Raw genomic sequence first — 10,907 nt, 5'->3', positions numbered from 1 at the left:
GGGACGTTTCAAGAGGGATGGCAGCGCTTCGGCGGAGCCGGAGCACGGCGGGACCGACCGAGGTCCCTCGACCCAGCACGCCCAGAACCAGGGGGCCCGGCCCTTTCCGTCGACGGCGGTGAGCGCTCCGGGCGCCCCGCCGTGTCGGCGTCCGCGGGGGCGGTGAGCCCTTCCGCGCCGGCCCCGAAGAAGGCCGCCAAGGGCACCGGTGGCCCGGGCACGCGAATAGCCCTGCGCAACTGGCGTATCTCCACGCGTCTGGTGGCGCTGCTGACGCTTCCGGTGGTCGCGGCCACCTCGCTGGGTGCCCTGCGCATCAGCGACAACATGGACGACATCCAGCAGCTCGACAACATGAAGCTGCTGACGGACATGACCAAGCGGGCCACCGAGCTCGCCGCCGCGCTCCAGGAGGAGCGCGACCAGTCCGCCGGCCCGCTCGCGCACGGCGCCAAGGCGACCGACTACACGGTCAAGGGCTACCGGGACAAGACCAACCGGGCCCGTGACAGCTTCATCGAGGCGTCCGAGGAGATCGACGACTCCAGCAAGGACGGCAATCTCAAGGGCGTCCGCGAGAACCTCGTCCAGCTCGTCGGCGACCTCGGCACCATCGAGAAGATCCGCAGCACCGCCTACGAGGCCAAGGACAACTCCACGCAGACCGTGGAGGCCTACCACCGGCTGATCACCAACCTGCTCGGTCTCTCGCAGGACATGGCGGAGGCGACCAGCAACCCGGAGATGATCCAGAGCACGCGTGCCCTGGCGGCCTTCTCCACCGCCAAGGAGTACGCGTCCATCCAGCGCGCGGTCCTCGCCGCGGCGCTGCCCGCGAACAACGACAGCGTCGGCGACCTCTCCGAGAACGACCGGCTCTACGCCGAGTCCGCGCTGGCGAGCCAGCGCTCCGAGCTGAAGAGCTTCCGGAGCATCTACGGCACCCAGGGCGCCGCCGACCTGCTCAAGTCGATCGAGAAGGGCAACCCGACGATCACGGCGAGCGACAAGTACGCCAACCGTGCGCTCGGCAACCCCAACGCCCTGGACGACCTGGAGAAGCGGTCGTACCGCGACTGGGTCGACGACAGCACCACCAAGATCCAGCAGATGCGCGCCATCGAGACGACGCTGCTGGAGGACATGGAGCAGAAGGCCCGCGAGCTGCGCAACGAGTCGGAGCGCGAGGCGATCATCTCCGGTGCGCTGATCCTGCTCGTGCTCGGTGTCTCGCTGGTCGGCGCCTTCGTCGTCGCCCGCTCCATGATCCGCTCGCTGCGCCGCCTGGAGGAGACCGCCACCAGGGTCGCCCAGGACCGGCTGCCCGAGCTGGTCAAGCAGCTCTCCGAGTCCGACCCGCAGGACGTCGACACCTCCGTCGAGTCGGTCGGTGTGCACTCCCGGGACGAGATCGGCCAGGTGGCCGCGGCCTTCGACGACGTGCACCGCGAGGCGGTCCGACTGGCCGCCGAGCAGGCCCTGCTGCGGGGCAACGTCAACGCGATGTTCACCAACCTCTCGCGCCGCTCCCAGGGCCTCATCCAGCGCCAGCTCTCGCTCATCTCCGAACTGGAGTCCCGCGAGGCCGACCCGGACCAGCTGTCCTCCCTCTTCAAGCTCGACCACCTCGCGACGCGCATGCGCCGTAACGGTGAGAACCTCCTCGTCCTCGCGGGTGAGGAGCCCGGTCGTCGCTGGACCCGCCCGGTCCCGCTGGTCGACGTGCTCCGCGCCGCCGCCTCCGAGGTGGAGCAGTACGAGCGCATCGAGCTGGCCTCCGTGCCGACCACCGAAGTGGCCGGACGCGTGGTCAACGACCTCGTGCACCTGCTCGCCGAGCTGCTGGAGAACGCGACGTCGTTCTCCTCCCCGCAGACCAAGGTCAAGGTCACCGGTCACGCGCTGCCCGACGGCCGGGTGCTGATCGAGATCCACGACACCGGTATCGGTCTCTCCCCCGAGGACCTCGCCGCGATCAACGAGCGGCTCGCCTCGCCGCCCACCGTGGACGTCTCCGTCTCCCGCCGCATGGGTCTCTTCGTGGTCGGTCGGCTGTCCCAGCGGCACGGCATCCGCATCCAGCTGCGCCCGTCCGACTCCGGTGGTACGACCGCGCTGGTCATGCTGCCCGTCGACGTCGCCCAGGGTGGCAAGAAGCCCGCTCCGGGCAAGCCCGGTCAGGGCGGTCCCGCCGGCTCCGGTGGTCCCGCCGCCGCGCAGGCCGCCGCGGGTGCGGCCGCCGCTCGTCGTCAGGCCCAGGGCGGAGGCGGCCCGCTCGGCGCGGGTGCGCCCGGTGGCGGTGCCCTCGGTGCCGGTGCCTCCGGCGGTGGCCGGCTCGGCGCCGGTCAGGGTCCGCGGGCCGCGCTGCCCGGACGTGACGGTGGCGGGCTTCCGGGCGGACCGGGTGCCCCGCGTGGACCGCAGGGCCAGGGCGGCGCGCCGTCGCAGGGCCGGCCGGCTCCCGCGGGTGCCGGTGCCGGCTTCGGTGGCCAGGCCCCGGGTGCTCCGCAGGGGTTGCAGGCCGCGGGCACGGGTCAGGACCCGTTCGGCGCGGGCCAGGACGCCTTCGGCGGCTCCCGTGGCGCGGGCCCCGGCCGCGAGCAGTCCCGGCCGGGCGGACCGTCGGCGCCGCAGTCCCCGCCCGTCGGCGGTGAGAAGGGCCGCCGTGGCCGTCAGCCGCAGCTTCCGCCGCGCGGTGGTCCGCGTGCCGAGCTGCCCGGCGGCAACCAGCCCTCCCGCCCCAGCTGGAGCGACGAGAACGCGCAGCCGCCGGTGCCGCGCGCCTCGCTCGACACCCCGCGCGGGCACGACGAGGACCCCTCGCAGACCTCGCGGATGCCGCGCGTCGACGACCGTCAGGGTCCCGGCTCGACGGCGGAGATCCCGGCGATCCCGCGCCCGGACTTCGACGCCGCGAGCCCGGCCTCGTACAACCCGCAGAGCACGGGCCAGTTCGCCCGCCCCGCCGCGAACGAGCCGCAGGGCACGGGGCAGTTCGTCCGCTCGGACGTCTTCGGCGCCCCGAACGGGCAGAACGCCCCGGCGCAGCAGGGCCGGCCGACGGCTCCGCAGGCGTACGACGGCAGCTCCACGGGCCAGCACGCGCTGCCCGGCCAGAACCCCGAGGCCACCGGCCAGTTCGAGCGGCCGCAGGTCAACGGCGCCTACGGCGGCAACGCCGGCTACGGCGCCCCGCAGCCCCCGGCCCCGGCGCGTCCGCAGCAGCGGCCCGCGCGGCAGGAGCCCGAGGCACTGCCGCCGGCGACGGGTCCCGGTGACGGGCGTACGCCGCTGTACGACACGTTGGAGACCAACTGGTTCCACGGCGGTCCGCAGGGGCGTCAGCCCGGTGCGGGCGGCCCGGCTCCGGCCTCCGCTCCCCAGGAGCCGCAGGCTCCCGCGGCTCCCGCGCAGTCGTCCTCCGCCTCCCAGCGGACCTCATCGACCGCCTGGCGCAGCTCGCCGAACGACGATCTCGTCCGGCAGGCGGAACGCGTCCGGCAGCCGGCCGCGGGCGGGGTCACCACCTCCGGCCTGCCGCGCCGGGTCCCCAGGGCGAACCTCGTCCCGGGTACGGCTCAGCAGCAACAGCACCAATCCGGTCCGCAGGTCTCGCGTGCGCCTGACGACGTACGCGGCCGGCTGACCAATCTCCGTCGGGGTATCGCGCAAGGTCGTGAGGTCCGCAACGGCCAGACCGGCAGCTTCCCGAACCCCACTCACCAGCAGGAGCGTTAGTTGAGCCAGATGAGCCAGGCGGCACAGAACCTCAACTGGTTGATCACCAACTTCGTGGACAACACCCCCGGGGTGTCCCACACCGTCGTCGTGTCCGCCGACGGCCTGCTGCTGGCGATGTCGGAGGGCTTCCCCCGCGACCGTGCCGACCAGCTGGCGGCCGTCGCGTCGGGCCTGACGTCGCTGACCGCGGGGGCCTCCCGGATCTTCGACGGCGGCAGCGTGGCCCAGACCGTCGTCGAGATGGAACGGGGATTCCTCTTCCTCATGTCCGTCTCGGACGGTTCCTCGCTCGCCGTCCTGGCACACCCGGAGTGCGACATCGGCCTCGTCGGCTACGAGATGGCGCTGCTGGTCGACCGGGCGGGCGCGGTGCTCACGCCGGATCTGCGCGCCGAACTCCAAGGCAGTCTGCTCCACTGATCACCCCCGGATCCACCCGTCTCACCAAATCACCGTTTGGCCGCCACAATCCCCCCACCGGCCCCGTCAGACGGCTTGACTGACCGACTTGCTGTCCCCGCCCGGAGGATTCATGACCCCGCCCACCGCCTCTCATGATCCGTACGCGGAGCCGTACGAGGATGAGGGCGACCAGCCGCTGGTACGTCCGTACGCGATGACCGGCGGCCGGACCCGGCCGCGCTACCAGCTGGCCATCGAGGCCCTGATCAGCACCACGGCCGACCCGGCAGCGCTCATGGGGCTCCTCCCGGAGCACCAGCGCATCTGCCATCTGTGCCGTGAGGTGAAGTCGGTCGCGGAGGTCTCCGCGCTGCTGTCCATGCCGCTGGGTGTGGCCAGGATCCTCGTCGCGGATCTCGCCGAGGCCGGCCTGGTCGCCATCCACCAGCCGGGCGGCGACGAGAACAACGGCGGCGCTCCGGATGTGACGCTGCTCGAAAGGGTGCTCAGTGGACTTCGCAAGCTCTGAACCAGGCCGGGCGACCACCTCCGCGAAGATCGTGGTGGCGGGTGGCTTCGGCGTGGGCAAGACCACGTTCGTCGGCGCGGTCTCGGAGATCAACCCGCTGCGCACCGAGGCCGTCATGACGTCCGCGAGCGCGGGCATCGACGACCTGACGCACACCGGTGACAAGACCACCACCACGGTGGCGATGGACTTCGGTCGTATCACCCTGGACCAGGACCTGATCCTGTACCTCTTCGGTACGCCCGGCCAGGACCGTTTCTGGTTCATGTGGGACGACCTGGTGCGCGGCGCGATCGGCGCCGTCGTGCTGGTCGACACCCGCCGGCTCGCCGACTGCTTCCCCGCGGTCGACTACTTCGAGAACAGCGGGCTCCCGTTCGTCATAGCCCTCAACGGCTTCGACGGGCACCAGCCCTACACGCCCGACGAGGTGCGCGAGGCGCTGCAGATCGGCCCGGACGCGCCGATCATCACCACCGACGCCCGGCATCGGGCCGATGCCAAGAGTGCGCTGATCACGCTGGTCGAGCATGCACTCATGGCCCGGTTGCGGTAGAGCAAGTCGGTAGCGCAATACGGCAGTTGTCGTAGATGTGCCGGAGCCGGCTGTGGCTTTTGACACGGTCGGCTTCGTTGTTCATAACGTTTCGGCAGAGGAATCGGGTGGTACGGCCACTCGTCGCGGTCGAGCGGTGTCGCTGCGTTCACAAATGCCCCGTCTTTTGACGGGGCTCGCTCTTTATGACCGTTTTATCTAGGGCTTACATCGCTCGGAATCTTCTCCTTCCACTGTTTGGAAGAGCGCAGGCCGACGTGCTGGAATGCGAGAACTGCCCAATAGTCAAAGACGTACTCAGCAGTACTGCGTACTACTCGATGGCGTACTGGGCTCTGAGACACAGCGGCACATACGTAGGTGCCGACCCCGCCGGAAGGTTGTTGGTCGAGTGAGGCGAAGCAAGAACAGTCCCGAGCCGTCGGCCCGGGGCAACTTCACCCCGCCGCCGCGCGGAGCGGCGCCCGCCCCTGTGCCCGGATCGGAACCGTCGGCGGCGCCCGCGCCGAGCGGCGGCCGTCTCTCGCCGCGCAACTGGCGCGTGCCGACCCGGCTGAACGCGATCCTGCTCATACCCGTGCTGGTCGGCCTCGTCATGGGCGGCTTCCAGGTGAAGAGCTCGATCGACACCTGGCAGGAGGCCGAGGACGCGGAGAACACCGCGCGTCTGGTCGCCGCCGCCCTCACCTACGGCGATGCCCTGCTGGAGGAGCGCGACTCGACCGCCGCTCCCCTGCTCCAGGGCAAGGGCGAGGACGACCCGACGGTCGTGGCCGCCCGCAAGAAGACCGACGAGGCCGCCGACGCCTTCGATGTCGCCGCCCAGAACATGCCCGACCGGCCGAACCTGGTGCGCCGTCTGGAGCGCTTCCGTGAGGTCGAGCCGGATCTGACGGACCTGCGCGCGGCCGCCTACACCACCAAGCTCGGCGGCGTGCAGACCGAAGAGGGCTACGTCGAGGTCGAGCACCGGCTGCTGGAGTTCTCCAACGAGCTGGGCCTGGGCACCGGCAACATCACCAGCTACGGCCGTACCGTCTACGCGATCTCGCTGACCAAGGGCGCGCTCTCCCTGGAGCGCTCCATCGGTATGCACATGCTGGTCAAGCCGGGCCCCAAGGCCACGGACCTGGCCAGGCAGCGCGTCGCCCTGTCCTCGTACGCCTACCTGGAGGGCATCGCCATCCAGGAGTACCAGAGCGGTGGCACCGAGGCGGACATCCAGAAGCTCCAGGACGCCACGACGAAGATCAAGGCCGAGGGCGCCGCCATGGCCGCCGCGGCCAAGCAGAAGAACCCGGACTACGTGGCGCCGCCGGCCGACCCCACCAAGATGGTCGGTGCGCTGTCCCAGCTGAGCTCCACGGACACCAGTGAGCGTGCGGCGCTCGCCCAGCAGGGCATCACCGCCGAGAACTGGTGGGCGGTCAACACCCTCAAGTACAACGCCTACCGGGACATCGAGAACGACCTCGCCAACACCGCGGTGAACGAGGCCTCGGTCATCTCCGACGACGCCAAGCGCGACGCCCTCATCACCGGTGCCGCCGTCGTGGTCGCCCTGCTCGCCGCGTTCATCCTGGCCGGCATGGTGGCCCGCCAGATGTCCCGCTCGATGCGCCAGCTGCGCAACGCCGCCTTCGGTATCGCCGAGCAGCGTCTGCCGATGCTGGTCGACCAGCTCTCGCGTACCGACCCGGGCCGCGTCGACACCCGCGTCCAGCCCATCCCGATCAACACCCGCGACGAGATCGGCGAGGTCGCCCGCGCCTTCGACCAGGTCCACCGCGAGGCCGTCCGGCTCGCCGCCGAGCAGGCCCTGCTGCGGGGCAACATCAACGCGATCTTCACCAACCTGTCGCGCCGCAACCAGTCGCTGATCGAGGGCCAGCTGACCCTGATCACGGACCTGGAGAACAACGAGGCCGACCCGGACCAGCTGGAGAACCTCTTCAAGCTGGACCACCTCGCGACCCGTATGCGCCGCAACGGCGAGAACCTCCTCGTCCTCGCCGGCGAGGAGCCCGGCCGCCGCTGGGACCAGCCGGTCCCGCTGGTCGACGTGCTGCGCGCCGCCTCCTCCGAGGTGGAGCAGTACGAGCGCATCGAGCTGTCCGGTGTCCCGGAGGCCGAGATCCACGGCCGCGCCGTGACCGACCTCGTGCACCTGCTCGCGGAGCTGCTGGAGAACGCGACGACGTTCTCCTCCCCGCAGACCAAGGTTCGCGTGACCGCCACCCGTCTCCCCGACGGTCGGGTCATGATCGAGATCCACGACAAGGGCATCGGCCTCACCGCCGAGGACTTCGCCGACATCAACCACAAGCTGGCCAACCCGCCGACCGTGGACGCCGCGATCTCGCAGCGCATGGGCCTGTTCGTGGTCGGCCGGCTGTCCGACCGGCACGGCATCCGCGTCCAGCTGCGCCCCTCCGGCGAGCAGGCCGGCACCACGTCGCTGGTCATGCTGCCGGACGCGATCACGCACGGCGGTGGCGGCGAGCAGCAGCCGGCCCAGGACGAGTTCACCGTCTCGCAGATCATCCCGGAGCAGCAGTTCCAGGGTGAGAACTTCAACCAGCCGCAGATGCGCACGGCCGCCGAGCTGGGCTTCGACGACAGCCGCTACGAGGTCCCGGACGACCTGCGCGACCTGGACCCCGTCGGCCGTTCCCTGATGCGTGAGGAGCGCCGGGCGGCCCTGGAGGCCCAGAGCCACGGCCAGCCGCCCGCTCTGGAGAACCCCGAGGCGTCGGCGTACGACGAGTTCACCGGTCAGCCGGCCTACGACGACCGGGGCGGCTTCCCCGAGCAGCCCGGCGGATACGACCCGCAGCAGGCGCAGCCGACGTACGAGGAACAGCGGCAGACGCAGTACGAGGAGCAGCAGCGTCCGTCGTACGACGACACGTACTACGCGCCGAACGGCGGCCTGTCGCAGAACGACACCTTCTCGTCCAACGGCGGCTACCCCGAGCCCTCCTATCCGGAGCCGGTCCGTGAGGAGCCCGCCGCCACGAGTGCCTCCGCCCCGGAGAGCTTCCCGGCCTTCGAGCAGCGGCGTCACCAGGACGACTGGCCGCAGCAGAACGGCTACCGCAACGGTTACCAGGACCAGTACGCTCCGGAAACGGAATCTGCGCAGGCCGATGACTCCAGCGAGCACGACCGCGTAGGCTTCGACCGTCCGGGACCGGCCTCCTCCGCCGCCCACGCACTGACCGACGCCGGCCTTCCGCGCCGCGGAGCCCCCGCGAGCGGCACCAACGGCGCCCGGCCGGTGCGGCAGGAATCGCCGGCCCCCACGCCGGAGAGCAACGGCGACAGCAGCTGGCGTTCGGCCAACGACGACCGCTGGCAGCAGGCCGCGCAGCTCCGGAAGCCCAAGGCGGGCGGGGTGACCTCCTCCGGACTGCCGCGGCGGGTGCCCAAGGCCAACCTGGTCGAGGGAGCCGCCGAGACCACCCCCCAGGGAGGTCCACAGATCTCCCGCGCTCCCGAGGACGTCCGGGGCAGGCTGAGCAACCTGCGCCGCGGTGTCCAGCGGGGACGCAGCGCGGGAAGTGAAACGAACGGTCAGGGCTTCGGTTCTGACAGCACCTACAACCAGGAGCGTTAGTGTGAGCCCGATGAGCCAGGCGGCACAGAACCTGAACTGGTTGATCACCAACTTCGTGGACAACACCCCCGGGGTGTCGCACACGGTGGTGGTCTCCGCCGACGGACTCCTTCTGGCGATGTCCGAAGGGTTTCCGCGCGACCGCGCCGACCAGCTCGCGGCCGTCGCCTCCGGTCTGACCTCGCTGACCGCGGGTGCCTCGCGGATCTTCGAGGGCGGCAGCGTGAACCAGACGGTTGTGGAGATGGAGCGGGGATTCCTGTTCATCATGTCCATCTCCGACGGATCGTCGCTCGCGGTTCTCGCACACCCCGAGGCGGACATCGGCCTCATCGGGTACGAGATGGCGCTTCTGGTCGACCGTGCCGGTACGGTCCTGACGCCGGATCTGCGTGCGGAGCTCCAGGGCAGCCTGCTCAACTAACAGACAGTCGGTGCGTTTTGGCGTCCCGTGGCCGTAAGGTTTCGGGACGCGGCTCCACATGATGGGTGCCAGGCACAGTCGGAGGAGGAGAGAAAGTGGCAACACCCCCAGGCGGTTCATCGTCGGGTAATTGGTCGTACGGCCCTGGCCAGGGTCAGAACGACGGTTCCCAGAACCCGAACCGTTACAACTTCCCCTCCACGCCCAGCCAGCGGCAGCCGTACGCTCCGCAGGGCCCCGGGCCCTCGCCGTACGACCAGCCGCCGGCGCCGCGCATCCAGCCCGTGCAGCCGCAACGACGCGCCCCTGAGCCGGCGCCCGCCGGGGCGTCGAACAACCCCCTGGTGCGCCCGTACGCCATGACCGGCGGACGGACGCGCCCGCGCTACCAGCTCGCCATCGAGGCGCTGGTGCACACCACCGCGCAGCCGCATCAGATGCAGGGCCAGTTGCCCGAGCATCAGCGGATCTGCAACCTCTGCCGTGAGATCAAGTCGGTCGCCGAGGTCTCGGCCCTGCTGACGATCCCTCTCGGCGTGGCCAGGATCCTCGTCGCCGACTTGGCGGAGGCGGGCCTGGTCGCCATCCATCAGCCGGGCGGCGACGAGAACGCCGGCGGCCAGCCAGACGTGACACTGCTCGAAAGGGTGCTCAGTGGACTTCGCAAGCTCTAGCGGCGGTCCTTCCCGCTCCACCACCTCCGCGAAGATCGTGGTGGCGGGCGGCTTCGGCGTGGGCAAGACCACGTTCGTCGGCGCCGTCTCGGAGATCAACCCGCTGCGCACAGAGGCCGTCATGACGTCAGCTTCGGCGGGCATCGACGACCTCACCCACACCGGAGACAAGACGACCACGACGGTCGCGATGGACTTCGGTCGCATCACCCTGGACCAGGACCTGATCCTGTACCTCTTCGGTACGCCCGGCCAGGACCGTTTCTGGTTCATGTGGGACGACCTGGTGCGCGGTGCGATCGGCGCGATCGTCCTCGTCGACACGAGGCGCCTTGCCGACTGCTTCCCGGCGGTCGACTACTTCGAGAACTCGGGGCTTCCCTTTGTGATCGCCCTCAACGGGTTCGACGGGAATCAGCCGTACAACCCGGACGAGGTGCGGGAGGCTCTGCAGATCGGGCCTGACACGCCGATCATCACGACGGACGCGCGGCATCGGGCCGATGCGAAGTCTGCACTTATCACCCTGGTCGAGCACGCGTTGATGGCTCGCTTGCGGTAGTCGGGTGCGGCTGCTGGGCTGCCGCGGACGGTCGTATGCCGTCCGCGGCAGCCCAGTGGCTTGTCGCGCAGTTCCCCGCGCCCCTGAAAGCCCAAAGCACTCAGGGCCCCCTCTCTTGAGAGAGGGGGCCCTGAGTCGTCGTTTGTGGGGCTTACCGCCAGCTGTGCGGGGCGCGGAAGCCGCCCTCTCGCTCCAGGCGGCGCCAGCCGGCCCGGGGGCGGCCTCGGTGGGCCGGGGTGGGGTCGGTGGGCTGGGCAGCGGCGCGGGCGAGGAGGATGGCCGTGATGGCGGCGACCTCCTCGGGCTCGGCGTGGCCCTTCTCGACGCGGATGTCAGGGGAGTTCATAGGTCACAGTCTCCGTGGATGAGGTTTCCGCGAGGGTGTCGCGGAGGGTCCGCT

General features: G+C 70.4%; 9 protein-coding genes. 8 read left to right on the top strand and 1 reads right to left on the bottom strand.

Annotated elements, in window-relative coordinates; translation table 11 throughout:
• The first annotated feature begins 162 nt into the window (after positions 1-162).
• From ACFZBP_RS41465 to ACFZBP_RS41430, 8 genes are all read left to right on the top strand, one after another.
• The gene (locus ACFZBP_RS41465; RefSeq protein ID WP_391421038.1) at positions 163-3,738 is read left to right on the top strand and encodes a nitrate- and nitrite sensing domain-containing protein; all 3,576 of its coding nucleotides are present in this window, start codon (positions 163-165) and stop codon (positions 3,736-3,738) included.
• Between the two features lie 9 nt (positions 3,739-3,747).
• Positions 3,748-4,161: a roadblock/LC7 domain-containing protein gene (locus tag ACFZBP_RS41460; RefSeq protein WP_093910158.1), complete on the top strand. Its 414-nt coding sequence runs from the start codon at positions 3,748-3,750 to the stop codon at positions 4,159-4,161.
• Between the two features lie 112 nt (positions 4,162-4,273).
• On the top strand, positions 4,274-4,672 hold the full coding sequence (locus tag ACFZBP_RS41455) for a DUF742 domain-containing protein (protein WP_003997626.1): 399 nt from the start codon (positions 4,274-4,276) through the stop codon (positions 4,670-4,672).
• Entirely contained in the window at positions 4,653-5,228 is a 576-nt protein-coding gene (locus tag ACFZBP_RS41450) for an ATP/GTP-binding protein (protein ID WP_030051303.1), read from the top strand. Before ACFZBP_RS41455 ends, ACFZBP_RS41450 begins: the two co-directional genes overlap by 20 nt.
• Positions 5,229-5,619: 391 nt before the next feature.
• Positions 5,620-8,847 (top strand): nitrate- and nitrite sensing domain-containing protein, encoded by a 3,228-nt coding sequence (locus tag ACFZBP_RS41445; protein WP_391421037.1) that lies wholly within the window; start codon positions 5,620-5,622, stop codon positions 8,845-8,847.
• A 10-nt stretch (positions 8,848-8,857) separates the two neighbouring features.
• Complete coding sequence (locus tag ACFZBP_RS41440) at positions 8,858-9,271, top strand: roadblock/LC7 domain-containing protein (RefSeq protein WP_004983065.1); 414 nt, start codon at positions 8,858-8,860, stop codon at positions 9,269-9,271.
• Between the two features lie 95 nt (positions 9,272-9,366).
• Positions 9,367-9,945 (top strand): DUF742 domain-containing protein, encoded by a 579-nt coding sequence (locus tag ACFZBP_RS41435; protein WP_234765771.1) that lies wholly within the window; start codon positions 9,367-9,369, stop codon positions 9,943-9,945.
• A complete protein-coding gene (locus ACFZBP_RS41430; RefSeq protein ID WP_026248371.1) occupies positions 9,926-10,507 on the top strand; it encodes an ATP/GTP-binding protein in 582 nt (193 codons plus the stop codon). The genes ACFZBP_RS41435 and ACFZBP_RS41430 overlap by 20 nt, the downstream gene beginning before the upstream one ends.
• Positions 10,508-10,658: 151 nt before the next feature.
• Here ACFZBP_RS41430 and ACFZBP_RS41425 read toward each other — a convergent pair whose 3' ends face one another.
• Positions 10,659-10,853, bottom strand: a complete 195-nt coding sequence (locus tag ACFZBP_RS41425; protein WP_383454244.1) for an acyl-CoA carboxylase subunit epsilon — start codon at positions 10,851-10,853, stop codon at positions 10,659-10,661.
• Positions 10,854-10,907 lie beyond the last annotated feature (54 nt).

This window comes from Streptomyces sp. NPDC008086 (genome assembly GCF_042957325.1).
In the GTDB taxonomy this organism is placed as follows: domain Bacteria; phylum Actinomycetota; class Actinomycetes; order Streptomycetales; family Streptomycetaceae; genus Streptomyces.
This window is presented reverse-complemented; position numbering and strand designations above follow the sequence as displayed.